The sequence below is a fragment of the Streptomyces sp. NPDC048185 genome, from assembly GCF_043202495.1.
Classification (GTDB): Bacteria; Actinomycetota; Actinomycetes; order Streptomycetales; family Streptomycetaceae; genus Streptomyces.
This window is the reverse complement of sequence record NZ_JBIDAN010000008.1, coordinates 108,200-123,164: the sequence shown is the minus strand read 5'-3', so window position 1 is coordinate 123,164 and position 14,965 is coordinate 108,200. Positions and strand designations below refer to the sequence as shown.

The 14,965-nt window shown below is 72.5% G+C and carries 15 protein-coding genes and 1 riboswitch; of the genes, 4 read left to right on the top strand and 11 right to left on the bottom strand.

Going from position 1 to position 14,965, the window contains the following annotated elements:
* Window positions 1-4: 4 nt before the first annotated feature.
* The 3 genes from ACGF3H_RS23740 to ACGF3H_RS23730 form a co-directional block, all read right to left on the bottom strand.
* On the bottom strand, window positions 5-1,039 hold the full coding sequence (locus tag ACGF3H_RS23740) for an ABC transporter permease (RefSeq protein WP_362487593.1): 1,035 nt from the start codon (window positions 1,037-1,039) through the stop codon (window positions 5-7).
* Window positions 1,036-2,559, bottom strand: a complete 1,524-nt coding sequence (locus ACGF3H_RS23735; RefSeq protein WP_362487595.1) for a sugar ABC transporter ATP-binding protein — start codon at window positions 2,557-2,559, stop codon at window positions 1,036-1,038. The genes ACGF3H_RS23740 and ACGF3H_RS23735 overlap by 4 nt, the downstream gene beginning before the upstream one ends.
* A gap of 163 nt (window positions 2,560-2,722) precedes the next feature.
* Window positions 2,723-3,904, bottom strand: coding sequence for an ROK family protein (locus ACGF3H_RS23730; RefSeq protein WP_362487597.1), 1,182 nt, complete (start codon window positions 3,902-3,904; stop codon window positions 2,723-2,725).
* A 235-nt stretch (window positions 3,905-4,139) separates the two neighbouring features.
* Here ACGF3H_RS23730 and ACGF3H_RS23725 point away from each other — a divergent pair, with 235 nt between their 5' ends.
* The gene (locus ACGF3H_RS23725; protein WP_362487882.1) at window positions 4,140-4,862 is read left to right on the top strand and encodes a lysophospholipid acyltransferase family protein; all 723 of its coding nucleotides are present in this window, start codon (window positions 4,140-4,142) and stop codon (window positions 4,860-4,862) included.
* 67 nt (window positions 4,863-4,929) lie between these two features.
* On the top strand, window positions 4,930-5,964 hold the full coding sequence (locus ACGF3H_RS23720) for an NAD(P)-dependent oxidoreductase (RefSeq protein ID WP_362487599.1): 1,035 nt from the start codon (window positions 4,930-4,932) through the stop codon (window positions 5,962-5,964).
* 75 nt (window positions 5,965-6,039) lie between these two features.
* Here the strand turns inward: ACGF3H_RS23720 and ACGF3H_RS23715 are convergent, their stop codons facing one another.
* From ACGF3H_RS23715 to ACGF3H_RS23685, 7 genes are all read right to left on the bottom strand, one after another.
* On the bottom strand, window positions 6,040-7,671 hold the full coding sequence (locus ACGF3H_RS23715) for an alpha/beta hydrolase (RefSeq protein WP_393816530.1): 1,632 nt from the start codon (window positions 7,669-7,671) through the stop codon (window positions 6,040-6,042).
* 106 nt (window positions 7,672-7,777) lie between these two features.
* A complete protein-coding gene (locus ACGF3H_RS23710; RefSeq protein ID WP_362487884.1) occupies window positions 7,778-8,545 on the bottom strand; it encodes an urease accessory protein UreD in 768 nt (255 codons plus the stop codon).
* Window positions 8,542-9,219: an urease accessory protein UreG gene (gene ureG / locus ACGF3H_RS23705; RefSeq protein WP_362487604.1), complete on the bottom strand. Its 678-nt coding sequence runs from the start codon at window positions 9,217-9,219 to the stop codon at window positions 8,542-8,544. The genes ACGF3H_RS23710 and ureG overlap by 4 nt, the downstream gene beginning before the upstream one ends.
* A gap of 128 nt (window positions 9,220-9,347) precedes the next feature.
* Window positions 9,348-10,025, bottom strand: a complete 678-nt coding sequence (locus ACGF3H_RS23700; RefSeq protein ID WP_362487606.1) for an urease accessory UreF family protein — start codon at window positions 10,023-10,025, stop codon at window positions 9,348-9,350.
* A gap of 8 nt (window positions 10,026-10,033) precedes the next feature.
* Entirely contained in the window at window positions 10,034-11,755 is a 1,722-nt protein-coding gene (locus tag ACGF3H_RS23695) for an urease subunit alpha (protein WP_362487608.1), read from the bottom strand.
* Window positions 11,748-12,059 (bottom strand): urease subunit beta, encoded by a 312-nt coding sequence (locus tag ACGF3H_RS23690; RefSeq protein WP_362487610.1) that lies wholly within the window; start codon window positions 12,057-12,059, stop codon window positions 11,748-11,750. The genes ACGF3H_RS23695 and ACGF3H_RS23690 overlap by 8 nt, the downstream gene beginning before the upstream one ends.
* Window positions 12,060-12,077: 18 nt before the next feature.
* The gene (locus ACGF3H_RS23685) at window positions 12,078-12,380 is read right to left on the bottom strand and encodes an urease subunit gamma (RefSeq protein ID WP_189231199.1); all 303 of its coding nucleotides are present in this window, start codon (window positions 12,378-12,380) and stop codon (window positions 12,078-12,080) included.
* Between the two features lie 677 nt (window positions 12,381-13,057).
* Window positions 13,058-13,202: riboswitch (cyclic di-AMP (ydaO/yuaA leader) on the top strand.
* A gap of 3 nt (window positions 13,203-13,205) precedes the next feature.
* Between ACGF3H_RS23685 and ACGF3H_RS23680 the strand changes: the two genes are divergently transcribed.
* Together ACGF3H_RS23680 and ACGF3H_RS23675 are read left to right on the top strand one after the other, a co-directional pair.
* On the top strand, window positions 13,206-13,679 hold the full coding sequence (locus tag ACGF3H_RS23680) for a C40 family peptidase (protein ID WP_362487613.1): 474 nt from the start codon (window positions 13,206-13,208) through the stop codon (window positions 13,677-13,679).
* A gap of 95 nt (window positions 13,680-13,774) precedes the next feature.
* Window positions 13,775-14,389, top strand: a complete 615-nt coding sequence (locus tag ACGF3H_RS23675; RefSeq protein WP_362487887.1) for a DUF6328 family protein — start codon at window positions 13,775-13,777, stop codon at window positions 14,387-14,389.
* On the opposite strand, the gene ACGF3H_RS23670 is transcribed toward ACGF3H_RS23675, so the two are convergent.
* Window positions 14,380-14,883: an ATP-binding protein gene (locus tag ACGF3H_RS23670; protein ID WP_362487616.1), complete on the bottom strand. Its 504-nt coding sequence runs from the start codon at window positions 14,881-14,883 to the stop codon at window positions 14,380-14,382. The two genes, ACGF3H_RS23675 and ACGF3H_RS23670, sit on opposite strands and share 10 nt — an antisense overlap.
* Window positions 14,884-14,965: the final 82 nt, after the last annotated feature.

The window sequence follows — 14,965 nt, the reverse complement described above, 5'->3', positions numbered from 1 at the left end:
GGCGTCAGGCGTCGCCGCCGCGCGTCGAGCGGCGCTGGACCAGGACGGCGGCGACGATGATGGCGCCCTTCGCGATCTGCTGGACAGCGGTCTCGAGGTTGTTCAGGGCGAAGATGTTGGTGATCGTGGTGAAGACCAGGACACCGAGGACGGAGCCGACGATGGTGCCGCGGCCGCCGCTGAGCAGGCTGCCGCCGATGATCGCCGCGGCGATCGCGTCCAGCTCGTAGAGGTTGCCGTTGGTGTTCTGCCCGGAGCCGGCGAGCACGATCAGCATGAACGCGGCGATGCCGCAGCACAGCCCGGACAGCAGGTACAGGTACAGGCGCTGGCGGCGGACGTCGATGCCGGCGAGCCGCGCCGCTTCCGCGTTGCCGCCGACGGCGACGGTGCGGCGGCCGAACGTGGTGCGGTTGAGCAGCAGCCAGCCGATGACGGTGACCGCGGCGAAGACCAGGACCAGCGGCGGGATGCCGAGCACGTAGGCGTCCCGGACACCGAGGTCGAGCACCGACTCGACGGTCACGACCTGGGTGCTGCCGTCGGTGATCTGCAGTGCCAGGCCGCGGGCGGAGGCGAGCATGGCCAGCGTCGCGATGAACGGCACCATCCTGCCGTAGGCGATCAGCAGGCCGTTGACGAGACCGCAGCCCACGCCGACGATCACGGCGGTGAAGAGGATGCCCGCGAAGCCGAACTCCTGGGTGGCCACGGTCGTCGCCCACACCGAGGCGAGCGCCACGATCGCGCCGACCGACAGGTCGATCCCGCCGCTGGTGATGACGAAGGTCATGCCGACGGTGACGACACCGATCACGGACGCCTGGGTGAGGATGAGCTGCAGATTGCTCGTGGCCAGGAACTCGTCCGGCGCGGTGATCCCGCCGACCACGGCGAGCACGGCGAGGACCCCGAGCAGGGACAGACTGCGCACGTCCCACCGCAGACCGAGCGGCCGGTGCGGACCGCCCTTGCCGGTGGCGGGCTCGGTGACGGGCGTGGGCGCGTTCTGGTGTGCCGTAGAGGCCGGCTGCGTCATGGCGTCGGGCTCCCTTCCATTACGAGATCGAGTACACGGTGCTCGTCGAGCTCCCGGGCGTCCGCGGTGTGCACGACGCTGCCTTCCCGGAGCACCAGCACCCGGTCGGCCAGGCCCAGGACCTCGGGCACCTCACTGGAGACGAGAAGGACGGCCAGGCCCTCGTCGGCCAGCCGGCGGATCACTGCGTAGAGCTCCGCCCGGGCGCCGATGTCGACGCCCCGGGTCGGCTCGTCCAGCAGCAGCACCTTGCATCCGCGCAGCAGCCAGCGAGCGAGCACCGCCTTCTGCTGGTTGCCGCCGGACAGCGTCCTGATCGCGGCGTCGGGATTGTCGGGCCGCAAGGACAGCTCCCGGACCGCCCGGTGCGTGGCGGCGCGCTCGGCCCGCCGGTCGAGCCAGCCGGCACGGGCGAACCGGGAGAGGGTGGAGACCGAGACGTTGCTGCTGACGGACTCCAGCATCAGCAGGCCCTGTGCCTTGCGCTCCTCGGGCGCGAGGCCGATGCCGGCGCGGACGGCGGCGCGCACGCTGCCGGGGCGCAACGGGGTGCCCTCGACGAGGACGCGGCCCGAGTCGGCCTTGCGGGCTCCGTAGATCGTCTCCAGGATCTCGCTGCGCCCGGACCCGACGAGTCCGGCCAGGCCGACGATCTCACCGGGCCGCAGCTCGAGGTCGACGGGCGCGAACTCGTCCCGCCGGGTCAGTCCTTCGACCGTCAGCACCGGCTGCCTCCCGGCGGCGGACCCGGCCGGGGCGCGCTCGGGAAAGACGTACGGGACGTTCCGCCCGGTCATCAGGGACACGACCTCATGGGTCGGTGTCGATTCCGCGGGCAGGCCGCCGGCCACGGCCCGGCCGTCCTTGAGGACGGTGACCCGGTCGCCGATGCGCCGGATCTCCTCGAGGCGGTGGGAGATGTACACGACGGCGACCCCGTCGGCCGTCAGACCGCCCACGATTCTGAAGAGGTTGTCGACCTCGTCGGGGTCCAGGGCCGCCGAGGGCTCGTCCATCACGATCAGCCGTACGTCGTGGGAGAGCGCGCGGGCCATCGAGACGATCTGCTGCTGTGCCGCTGACAGGTCGCCGACGAGCCGGGCCGGGTCGATCTCGGGATGGCCGAGCCGCTTCAGCAGGTCCGCGGTCGCCGTACGCGCCGCGGAGCCGCGTACGACGAACCCGGCGGCCGTGGGTTCGTGCCCGAGGTAGACGTTCTCCGCGACGGACAGCCCCTCGATCAGGTCGAGTTCCTGGTAGATGGTGGCGATGCCCAGGCGCATGGCGGCGATCGGCGACCCCAGGATCACGGGCTCGCCGCGCCAGGTGATCTCACCGCCGTCGGGCTGGTGGGCCCCGGCGAGCACTTTGATCAGGGTGGACTTGCCGGCGCCGTTCTGGCCGAGGAGGCAGTGGACCTCACCGGCCTGGACGTCGAGGTCCACACCGTCCAGGGCGCGGACGCCCGGGAACGACTTGGTGATACCGGACATGGTGAGCAAGGGTGGTTGTGGTGCCATGAGGATCCCCTCGGCGGATGCGGGCCGTGAGCGGGCAGGGCGGGACTGGGTGGTGCGGGTACGCGGGCGGCTCTGCGGAGCCGCTGGTGTCCGGGGGCGCCGGGGCGTCCGGGTGGAGCGGTGGTTCGCGCCGCGGCCCGTGCTGCGGTGGGGCCGGCGGCGGTCAGGCCGGTGAGAAGACGTGGTCGCTGATGAGCCGGGCGGCGCCGACGGTGCCGGCGACCGGCCCCAACTCGCCCAGCACGATGGGCAGGTTGCCCGTGGCGAGCGGCAACGACTGCCGGTACACCTGGGTCCGGACACTGGCCAGCAGCGTGTGCCCGAGCCCGGTCACACCACCGCCGAGCACCACCAGGGCCGGATTGAAGAAGCTGACGAGCCCGGCGATGACCTGACCCAGGCGTCTTCCGCCCTCCCGGATCAGTTCCAGGGCCACCGTGTCACCGGCCGCCGCGGCCGCCGACACGTCGACGGCCGTCAGACGCCCGGCGCTCGCGAGCCGGGCGGCGAGCCGCGCCGACCGGCCCGAGCGTGCGGCCTCCTCCGCGTCACCGGCCAGCGCGGCACCGCTGAAGTGGGCCTCCAGACAGCCCCGGTTGCCGCACGAACACGCACGGCCGCCCGGTTCCACCTGGATGTGGCCGATGTCGCCGGCACTGCCCGTCGTACCCCGGTAGACCGCGCCGCCGGTCACGATGCCGCAGCCGATGCCGGTCCCGATCTTGATGCACAGGAAGTCGCCCACGGAGCGCGCCACGCCCGCGTGCTGCTCGCCGACCGCCATCAGGTTCACGTCGTTGTCGACCATGACGGGACAGCCGAGTTCCTGGCCGAGCGCCTCCCGCACGGGGAACCCGTCCCAGCCCGGCATGATCGGCGGTGCGACCGGCACGCCCTCCGGGAAGCGGACCGGGCCCGGTACCCCGATCCCGGCGCCGTCGAAGCCGTCCACGACACCGGACGCCTTCAGCCGGGCGGCCATCGACAGCACCTGCTCGAAGACCGCCACCGGACCCTCCCGGACGTCCATCGGATGGTTCAGATGTGCCAGGACCTCCAACTCCGCGTTGGTCACGGCCACACCGACCGAGGTGGCGCCGATGTCGACACCGAGGAACCGCAGGGTCGACGCCAGCCGGATGCCGTGCGAACGCCGCCCCCCTCGTGAGGGGGCGAGGCCGTCCGCGGCGACGAGACCCGTCTCCAGCAGCCGGTCCACCTCGACGGCCAGCTTCGAACGGGACAGCTCCACCAGGTCGCCCAGCCGGGCGCGGGAGGTGGGGCCGCCGTCACGCAGTGAACGCAGGAGCAGTGCCTGGTGCGCGTTCTCGGGCCGAGCGGTCATCCGTCTCACGAACCCTCCCCTCCCCCGTCCACGTCCGGACGCCGGGCGCCCGCCCCATGGGCCGGCTCGCCGGGCTTCGGGGAGGAACGTAGCAGCGTTTTACCAAGCCCGGAAGAACTTACGCACATTCCCAGCGAACTTTTTCCACGCACAGGACAAAGCTCGGAGCGGCTGGTGATGGCCCGTCAGGTGACTCAGCATGGAGGCAGCGTCGATCGGGGTGAGAGGGCGAACCATGTTCTACTACGTGCTCAAGTACGTACTGCTCGGCCCGCTGCTGAGGCTGGTCTTCCGCCCCCGGATCGAGGGGCTGGACCATGTGCCGGACTCGGGCGCGGCCATCGTCGCCGGGAACCATCTGTCGTTCTCCGACCACTTCCTGATGCCCGCCGTGCTGCGGCGCCGCATCACCTTCCTCGCCAAGGCCGAGTACTTCACCGGCCCCGGTCTCAAGGGCCGGCTGACCGCGTTCTTCTTCCGCAGCGCGGGCCAGATCCCGGTGGACCGCTCCGGCAAGGAGGCGGGGCAGGCCGCGATCCGCGAAGGGCTCGGTGTGCTGGGCAGGGGTGAGCTGCTCGGCATCTATCCGGAGGGCACGCGCTCGCACGACGGCCGGCTGTACAAGGGCAAGGTCGGCGTCGCGGTGATGGCGCTCAGGGCCGGGGTGCCGGTCGTGCCGTGCGCGATGATCGGCACCTTCGAGGCGCAGCCGCCCGGCCGGAAGATCCCGAAGGTGCACCCCGTGGTGATCCGCTTCGGCGAGCCGCTGGACTTCTCCCGCTATGCGGGCATGGAGGGGGAGAAGGCCGTACTGCGCGCCGTGACCGACGAGATCATGTACGCGATCCTGTCGCTCTCCGAGCAGGAGTACGTCGACCGGTACGCGGCCGACGTCAAGGCCGAGGAGGCGGAGAGGGCGGCGAGGGGCCGGCGGTTCCCCCGGCGGCCGCCCCGCTAGGGGCCTGCCGTCTGCCCTCGGCAGAAGGACGTGGCCCGGCGGGAGGGTGTGCGCCTACGGTCCCCTCATGACACGAGCTGTGGTGATCGGAGCGACCGGGCAGATCGGACGGGCGGCCGTGGGGGCGCTGGCCCGCGACGGCTGGGAGGTGACGGCCGTCTCGCGCGGCGGCGGCCGCGACGCGGACTGGCCCGGGGACGTACGCGTGGTGCGCGCCGACCGGGAGGACGACGCGGCGCTCTCCGCGGCGGTCGGCGACGGCTGCGACGTCCTGGTGGACATGGTCGCCTTCGGCGCCGGCCACGCCCGGCAGCTGGTCTCCCTCGCCGGGCGCGTCGGCTCGGCGGTGGTGATCTCCAGCGTGTCGGTCTACGAGGACGCGAAGGGCAGGAACTTCGACACGCAGGACCGGCCCGACGGCTTCCCCGAGTATCCGGTCCCGGTCTCCGAGGAGCAGCGCACGGTCCGGCCGGGCGAGACGTCGTACAGCACCCGCAAGGCGGCGCTGGAACGCGAACTGCTCGCCGCCGGGGACCGGTTGCCGGTCACGCTGCTCCGCGCGGGCGCGGTCCACGGGCCGCACTGCCGGACCCCGCGCGAGCTGTACTTCGTCAAGCGCAACCTGGACGGCAGGCGACGGCGGGTGCTCGCGTACGGCGGTGCGAGCCGTTTCCATCCGGCGAGCGTGCGCAACATCGCCGAGCTGATCCGGCTGGCCGCCCCGCGGCCGGGCACCCGCGTGCTCAACGCCGTCGATCCGGACGCGCCGACGGTGGCGGAGATCGCGGCGGAGATCGACGCCGTGATGGGGGTGCGGGCCGAGGACGTCCTGGTGGACGGCCCGCCGCCGGCGGAGGGCCTGGGCGACACGCCCTGGTCCGTGCCCGTGCCGGTCGTGTGCGACATGACGGCGGCGCGACGGCAGTTGGGCTACCGCCCGGTGGCCCGCTACGCCGAGACCCTGCCGGACACCGTGGCCTGGATCGAGGAACGTCTGGCCGGGCGCGACTGGCGGGAGGCGTTCCCCAGGATGGCCCAGAACTACGGCGAACTCTTCGACTACGCGGCGGAGGACACCTGGCTGGCCACGCGGCCGGTCTGAGGGCCGCCGGCCAGGGGACAGGAAGAGGGGGCGGCCGGTTCGGACCGGCCGCCCCCTCCGTTCACCCTGCGGTGCCTACGGCTTGGGCGTGGCGTGCGGGGCGCAGGTCACGTCCCGGGCGTCCAGCTTGCCGGTGAGCAGGTAGGCGTCCACCCGGTCGTTGACGCACGGGTTGACCAGCCCGGTGACGCCGTGGGAGCCGGCGTCCCGCTCGGTGATCAGGCGGGAGCCCTTGAACCGCTGGTGCAGTTCGACGGCGCCCTCGTACGGGGTGGCCGCGTCACGCTCGGACTGGACGATCAGCACGGGCGGCAGTCCCTTGCCGGTCTTCACGTTCAGCGGGGTCTGCTGCTTGGCCGGCCAGGTGGCGCACGGCAGGTTCATCCACGCGTTGGCCCAGGTCATGAACGGGTGGTCGCGGTGCAGCCGGGTGTTGTCCCGGTCCCAGGTGCGCCAGTTGGTGGGCCACTTGGCGTCCGCGCACTCGACCGCCGTGTACACGGCGTTGCCGTTCTCCGAAGAGGCGTTGCCCACGGTGTCGGACAGGTCCGGGGCGGCGGCGTCGACGAGGGCCTGGGTGTCACCGGCGACGTACTTGCTGAAGACAGCCGCCGTGGGAGCCCAGGAGGAGTCGTAGTACGGGGCGCCCTGGAAGAAGGAGATCAGCTCGGCCGGGCCGACGACGCCACCGAGGGGAGCCTTCTCGGCGGTGGCGCGCAGCTTGAGCCACTGCTCCTGCACCTCGGCACGGGTGTCCCCGAGGTGGTAGGTCGCGTCGTTCTTGGCGACCCAGTCCTGCCAGTCCTTCCAGCGGCCCTCGAAGGCGACGTCCTGGTCCAGGTTGGCCTCGTACCAGATCTTGTCGCGGGACGGGTTGACGACGCTGTCGACGACCATCCGGCGCACGTGGCCGGGGAAGAGGGTGCCGTAGACCGCGCCCAGGTAGGTGCCGTAGGAGACGCCGAGGTAATTGAGCTTCTTCTCGCCGAGGGCGGCGCGGATGACGTCCAGGTCGCGCGCGGTGTTCGGCGTGGTCATGTGCGGCAGCATGGCGCCGCTGCGCTCGAAGCAGCCCTCGGCGTACTCGGCGGCGAGCTTGCGCTGGGCGCGCTTGTCGGCCTCGGAGCGCGGCACCGGGTCCATCTTCGGCGCCTTGACGAACTCCTGCGGGTCGACACAGGAGATGGGCGCGGACCTGCCGACACCGCGCGGGTCGAAGCCCACGAAGTCGTAGGCCTTGGCGGTGTTGGCCCACACCGCGCTCTTGCTGGTGACGCGGGCCGGGAAGCGCAGGCCGGAGCCGCCGGGGCCGCCCGGGTTGTAGATGAGCGCGCCCTGGCGCTCGGACGCCGTGCCGGTGTTGCCGATGCGGTCGACGGCGAGCTTGATCTGCTTGCCGTACGGCTTGGCGTAGTCGACCGGGACGGTGACGTAGCCGCACTGGATCGGCTTCGGCAGGTTCCAGTCGGCGGGGCAGTCCTGCCAGTCGATGCCGGCCTGCGCCGCGCGGGCCGCGGCGATGGCGGCGCCGCGGGCCTCGCGGTCCTGGCCCTGCCCGTGGTCCCGGCCGGCGGCCGGAGTGGCGCCGGCCGCCGGTGCCGCGACGGCGCCGGCTATCAGCGTGGCGGTGACGAGCGCTCCGGCCGAGCCGAACGCCGCGGCTCTCCGGTGCAGCCTGGTCTTCCTCAAGTGGCCCTCCCCGTACATGATGTCGACAAGTACGGGGATCCTCGCGGCTGTGCGTTCCCTGAGAACAGGGGTGGCACTACTTCTTTGCCAATCCGATAAACGGAGAAGTGCGTCCGGGGGCCGGTCAGTCCCGGTCCAGGGAGGCCAGCGCCTCGTCGAGCAGCCGCCGCAGCCGGAGCGCGTCCGGTGCCACCGCGGTCACCAGCACGGCCGGTCCGGCGAGCGGCATGACGGCCGCGCCCTCCCCGGCCGTGCGGGCGGTGGGCGGCCGGGTCGCGAACGACGGCCGGACGACGACGACCTGGCCGACGGCCCGGTGACCGGCCAGCCCGGCCGGGCCGTCCCAGCCTCCGGGGGCGCCGGGGCCGCAGGCCAGTTCCTGGTCGAGGACGGCGCGGCCCCCGATCCGTACGGCAAGACGGCTGGTGAGCCGCCCCGGCTCCTCGCCGGACCGCCCGAGCACCTGTTCCTCGCGCAGCACGAGCCGGGCCGTGGGCGCGAGGTCGGCGCGTGTGGTCACCTGCAGGTCGCTGCCGTTCGCGGAGATCAGCTGCTCGGGCAGCCAGTGCAGTTCGGCGTCGTCGGCCACGGCGAGCCGGACGTCGTAGCGGGCCCCCGCCTTGTCCTGACCCGGCAGGGCGAGGGTGGCGGCGGCGGAGCCGACCCGCAGCCGGGCGCCCTGCACCGCCTCGGCGGTCACCGTGAAGTGGTCGCCGCCGAGCGGACCGCTCATCGCGCCGACCAGCAGAACGCGGGCCTCGGCCCCGCTCCCCCTGGTCCGCCGCACCGCGAGCGGGCCCTCGCCCTCCAGCACGGGCAGGCTGGTGCCGCCGCGTCCGTCACCGCGGGCGAGGATCCGCGCCATCGCCCGGACGCCGCCCGGCGCCGTCATGCCGTCCACGCGGCGAGCCGGGCGCGCACCCAGTCGGCGACCTCCCCCACGCCTGCCTCGCTCCTGAGCGACTGGAGCACGACCGGCAGTTCGCCGCGCTGCGCCTTGGCGTCGGCGGCCATCCGCGCGAGGTCGGAGCCGACGTACGGGGCGAGGTCGGTCTTGTTGACGATGAGCAGGTCCGCGGTGGAGACACCGGGGCCGCCCTTGCGCGGGATGTCGTCGCCGCCCGCCACGTCGATCACGAAGATCTGGGCGTCGACGAGTCCCCGGGAGAAGGTGGCGGTGAGGTTGTCCCCGCCGGACTCCACCAGGACCAGGTCGAGCGGTCCGACCTCGTCCTCCAGGTCCTCGACGGCCTCCAGGTTGGCGGAGATGTCGTCCCGGATCGCGGTGTGCGGGCAGGCGCCCGTCTCGACGGCGGTGATGCGCTCCGGCGGCAGGACCGCCTCGCGGAGCAGGAACTCGGCGTCCTCGCGCGTGTAGATGTCGTTGGTGACGACGGCGAGGGACAGTTCCTCGCGCAGCGCGCGGCAGAGCGCCGCGACGGTCGCGGTCTTGCCGGACCCGACGGGCCCGCCGAGCCCGATGCGCAGCGCGCGGCGGCTCCCGTCGGGCCGGCGGGCATCGGCGGACACGGCGGCGGGCCCGTCGTGGTCGTGGTCGAGGTGCATGGGTGACTCCTGAAACTGGGGGTCGGCTCTCGGCCCGTCCGGCGCTCGAGGACGAGGCCGAACGGGGGTTCCAGGGGGCCGGAGCCCCCTGGAGTCGGACAGGGAAGGGGCGGCGGGGGCGAGGACCACTACGAGGCGAAGAGCCGCACGGCCCAAGCGGCATGCGCCTCCGCCCCGATCTCCAGCAACGGCGCGGACCGCGCCGGCAGCGCGTCCGCCCCCTCGTCGCTCAGGGCCAGTTGCGCCGCCTCCACCGCGTCCGCGGCCACCCGGTCCACCTCCGCCGCCAGCCGCGCGAGCACGGCCGTGGCGTCGAACGGGTCGAGACCGAGCAGCCGCACGACCGCGGTCGCCGGCCCGCTCACCCCCTCGTAGGCGGAGCAGTAGGCCGCGTCCAGGGCCCCGAGCCCGGCCGCGCGGGCGGCCAGCCCGAGGACGACGGGCTGGTGGGCGCCCTTGGGGAAGCGCCCGGCCAGCACCTCGAGTCCGGGGTCCGGCCAGGTGGCGCGGGCGGCCCGCATGAGCTGCCGGCCGAGTCTGCGGGCCACCGCCCGCAGGGCGGGTGACGGTGTGCGGGCGTCCGCGGCCCGGTCGAGTTCCTCGGGATCGACGCCGAGGGCCGCGGCTGCCGCGAGGGACGCCGTCACGGCTCCGCTCGTGTGCAGCCGTCCCCGGCAGAACGCCTCCAGGCTCGCGGCGTCGGTGATGTGTCCGGCCTTGACGGCGGCCTCCGCCCCGCCGGAGTGGGCGTGCCCTCCGGCGGGGAACCGGCCGTCCGCCAGGACGAGCAGTGCTGCGCGGCTCATGACGGCGCTCAGAAGAGGAAGTACCGCTGCGCGAGCGGCAGTTCGGCGACCGGTGCGGGTTCGACGAGCTCGCCGTCGATGGTCACCGCGAAGGAGTCCGCGGCGACCTCGACCCGGGGCAGGGCGTCGTTCTCGCGCATGTCCGCCTTGGTGCGGCCCCGGGTCGAGCGGATGGGCACGAACTCCTTCCTGAGACCGAGGCGTTCCGGCAGCCCGTCCTCGATCGCCGCCTCGGCCACGAAGTTCAGCGAGTTCGTGGCGGGCGCCCGGCCGAGGGCGCCGTACATCGGGCGCGGCAGGACGGGCTGCGGGGTGGGGATGGAGGCGTTGGCGTCGCCCATCTGCGCGTAGGCGATCTGTCCGCCCTTGAGCACGACCTGCGGCTTCACACCGAAGAAGCGGGGCTCCCAGAGGACCAGGTCGGCGAGCTTGCCGGACTCGACGGAGCCGACCTCGTGCTCGATGCCCTGGGCGACGGCGGGGTTGATGGTGTATTTGGCGACATAGCGACGCGCACGCCGGTTGTCGGCGCGGGTGTCGCCGGACAGGAAGCCGCGGCGTCGCTTCATCACGTGCGCGGTCTGCCAGGTCCGCAGGATCACCTCGCCGACGCGGCCCATGGCCTGGGCGTCCGACGACATGATGGAGATGGCGCCCATGTCGTGCAGGATGTCCTCGGCCGCGATGGTGCTGGGCCGGATGCGGGACTCGGCGAAGGCCAGGTCCTCGGGGACCGCCGGGTTGAGGTGGTGGCAGACCATCAGCATGTCGAGGTGTTCCTCGACGGTGTTGACGGTGTGCGGCCGGGTGGGGTTGGTGGACGCCGGCAGCATGTTCGGCAGCGACACCGCCGTGATCATGTCGGGTGCGTGGCCGCCGCCGGCGCCCTCGACGTGGAAGGCGTGCAGGGTGCGCCCCGCGACCGCGTCGAAGGTGTCGCCGACGAATCCGGCCTCGTTCAGGGTGTCCGTGTGGACGGCGAGCTGGACGCCGGACTCCTCGCACACGTCCAGACAGGCGGAGATGACGGCGGGGGTCGCGCCCCAGTCCTCGTGGATCTTGAAGCCGAGGATGCCGGCGCGCAGCTGGTCGCGCATCGACTCCTTGGACATGGTGCTGCCCTTGCCGAGGAAGCCGATGTTGACCGGGCTCGACTCCAGGGCCGCGTACATCCGCGCGAGGTGCCACGAACCGGGGGTGACCGTGGTCGCCTTGCTGCCCTCGGCCGGTCCCGTACCGCCGCCGACGAGCGTGGTGATGCCGGAGGCGAGGGCCTCGTCGACGACGCCCGGCGCGATGAAGTGGACGTGCGTGTCGATGCCGCCGGCGGTGACGATCTTGCCGTTGCCCGCGATGACCTCGGTCTCGGGCCCGATGACGAGCTCGGGGTGGACGCCGTCCATGGTGTCCGGGTTGCCGGACTTGCCGATGCCGGTGATGCGGCCGTCGCGGATGCCGATGTCGGCCTTGACGATGCCCCAGTGGTCGATGATCACGGCACCGGTGATCACGGTGTCGGGGGCGCCCTCGGCACGGGTGGCGCGCGACTGGCCCATGGACTCGCGCAGCACCTTGCCGCCGCCGAAGACCGCTTCGTCACCGGAGCGGCCGGGGCCGCCGGAGCGGTCCTCCTCGATCTCGACGAAGAGGTCGGTGTCGGCCAGCCGGACGCGGTCGCCGGTGGTCGGGCCGAACAGGTCGGCGTAGGCGGCTCGGGACAGTTCAGGCATCGAGGGCACCTCCGGTCGCGCCGCGCAGACCCACGACGACGCGGGCACCCGCGAGGGGGATCAGCTCCACGTCGACCGGGATGCCGGGCTCGAACCGGACGGCGGTGCCGGCGGCGATGTTCAGCCGCCTGCCGTGCGCCGCGGCACGGTCGAAGTCGAGACCGGGGTTGGCCTCGGCGAAGTGGTAGTGGGAGCCGACCTGCACGGGCCGGTCGGCGGTGTTGAGCACGGTCAGACGGACGCTCGTGCGGCCCTCGTTGAAGGCGACCGGCTCGTCGGCGAAGAGGATCTCTCCGGGAATCATGGCTGCTGCGGGTTCCCGTCAGATGATCGGTTCGTGGACGGTGACGAGCTTGGTGCCGTCGGGGAAGGTCGCCTCGACCTGCACGTCGTGGATCATCTCGGGGATGCCTTCCATGACCTCGTGGCGCTGGATCAGCTTGCGGCCCGACGCCATGAGCTCACTGACCGTACGGCCGTCACGGGCGCCCTCGAGGATGTGCGAGGTGATCAGCGCGACGACCTCGGGGTGGTTGAGCTTCACCCCTCGCGCGCGGCGCTTCTCCGCCACGTCCGCGGCCACATGGATGAGCAGTCGTTCCTGCTCGTGCGGGGTCAGTTGCACGTACCACCTCACAGAACGTCACGCCGGGACCGAACGGTCCGGCTGCCGCGTCCACCGCGACGGCTCTAGATGTAACACACAGCAATGAGCCCCAAGTCGCCCGCTGATGTGCGAAAAACCGCAGGTGGATCGGGGTGCAGAGTACGGCTAGAGTGTTTCCGCCACGTCACGCGGTTTTGACCGACTGATTACCGGTTTGACCGGCCGATTACCGGTGCTGTCGGCGGTCCTTCGCATGCCCGCGCATCCCTGGGCGCGATCGGCGTCCCGCAGGGCGCCCGGCAGCCGCGTCCGGCACACCCTCCGTCACCGCGGGGCCGAAACCGGCCGAACGGCTTACCCCCCTTCGGCGTAGGAACACCTCGAATTTCCGGCCCCCCGGGCTTGCGCGACGTGCGCACCCGGACGGCGGAACTTGTCATTCCGTCGCTGGTCCCGGGGTCGCCACGGGCGTCCCCCGGAGGATCGAACACGACATGTCCACCCGAACGGGTGGGTGGTGAGTAACCACACAACAACCCGGTTCCGTTGGGATTTTCCGACTTCGGTGCGCCAAGATCCATGACTGACGACAAGCCCCCGCCGCAGCGGCGGGGCGGTCCGGGCGGACGCCGAGTCCTGCCGCCGCCCGGACGACCGGTCGACAGGAGTGGATCGGCAGGAGTGGAGGACCCGAGCACGACGGGTCGCCGGAACGGTCGCCCCCGAGAGGGAGCCGCCGGGCCGAGCAGCCCTTGGGGTGAAGCCGCACTCGTGCGGCCGGGCAACTTCGCCAGCCCGAATCCGACAGGTCATCCTTCACAGGCGGCTGACGAAGGGTTGCGCATGACTGCGCTCAATCGCGTCCCGTCGCTGATGGCCCGTGCCGGTACGGCCTCGGCCCTGACCATCGCCGCCGTGGGCGGCTCCATCGTGGTTCCCGGCGTCGCCTCCGAGGCCGCCGCGGCGAGCCACGCGACGAAGGCCCTCAGGATCGCGGCCTCCAAGAAGGGCGCGCCCTACGCGTGGGGCGCCACCGGGCCGTACCGGTTCGACTGCTCCGGACTGACGCTGTACTCGTTCAAGAAGGCCGGCAAGAAGCTGCCGCGGACCGCCGCGCAGCAGTACAACAAGACCCGGCACGTCTCCGCCAGGAGCCGCAAGGCCGGAGACCTCGTGTTCTTCCACTCGGGCCGGAGTGTGTACCACGTCGGCATCTACGCCGGAAAGGGCAAGATCTGGCACGCCCCGAAGACCGGGGACGTGGTGCGGCTGCAGAAGATCTGGACCAGCAACGTCTGGTACGGCCGGGTGAAGTGATCCGCCCGGGGCGGTGACGGCTTCCTGACGCGCCGTCACCGTCCCGGGTGCGTGCCGCGGTGCGTGACACGGCCCTCTGCGGTCACCCGCACGGCATGGCCGACCACCGCCGCTGCACCGCTCGCAACGAGACACCGCTGGAGCGCGCCGACCGCAACTTCGTCGAGCTGCTCCAGGAACTGCGCGTCACCCGGACCGGGGTGCAGATCCTCTTCGCCTTCCTGCTGTCCCTGGCCTTCACGTCGCGCTTCCCGGAGCTCGACACGGTCCGGCGCACCGTCTACGTCACCACGCTGCTGTTCGCGGTGCTCGCGGCGACGCTGTTCACCGCCCCGGCCGCGCTGCACCGCTCGCTCTTCCAGCGGGGCGCCAAGGCACGCATAGTGCGGGTGTCCTCGCGGCTCGCCACGGCCGGCCTGGGCGTACTGGTGTTCGCGTTCACCGGCTCGGTGATGCTCGTGGTCGACGTGACCACCGGCCGGGCCGGTGGAGCGGCCGCCGGTGCGGCGACCCTGCTGGTCTGCCTCGGCCTGTGGTGGCTGCTCCCCCGCCTGGTCCGGCGGAGCCACGCGACCGGTGACCGCCGCGCCGCCGACCGGCGCCCGGCGGCGGAGGCGGCCGGCGCGGCCCGGGACAGGGCCGCACGGGTCCGGGCGGCCCGGCGGGCGCCGTCCGTCTCGCGCCGGGTGCCGTCCACGCCTCACCGCTGAGGCTCCTGCGGCCCCACGGTCTCGCCCCGGGGACGCCCCACGACGGTGACCGGTTCGGCGGGCACCACCGGGCCCGGTGCCGTCCAGGGCAGTTCGATGGAGACGGTCTTGCCGCCCTCGCGCGTGGGCCGCACCCTCAGCCTGCCGCCGCACTCCGCCGTCAGCCAGCGGATGATCACCATGCCCCGGCCGTTGTCCTGCTGCACCGCGGCGGGCAGCCGTTTGGGGAAACGCGGGTGGCTGTCGGTGACGCCGATGCACAGCCGTTCGTCGCAGTCGAGCACGAGGTCCACCGTGAAGGTCGGTGACTGCCCGAACGTGTGCTGGACCGCGTTGGTGGCCAGCTCGGAGACGATGAGCCGGACGGTCTCGGACACCTCGGCGTCCTCGGGCAGGCCCCACTCCGCCAGGGTGCCCACCACATAGGTGCGCGCGGCGGCCACCGAGGCGGGATCGCTCGGCAGAGTGACGGATGCTTCCAGATGGTCTGCCATGGCGACGTCGTCCCTTTCCCACGGGACCGCGGCCCGACACGGGGCGGATGGTTCGAGTACGGTCCCGGACTGGTGCTTCGCC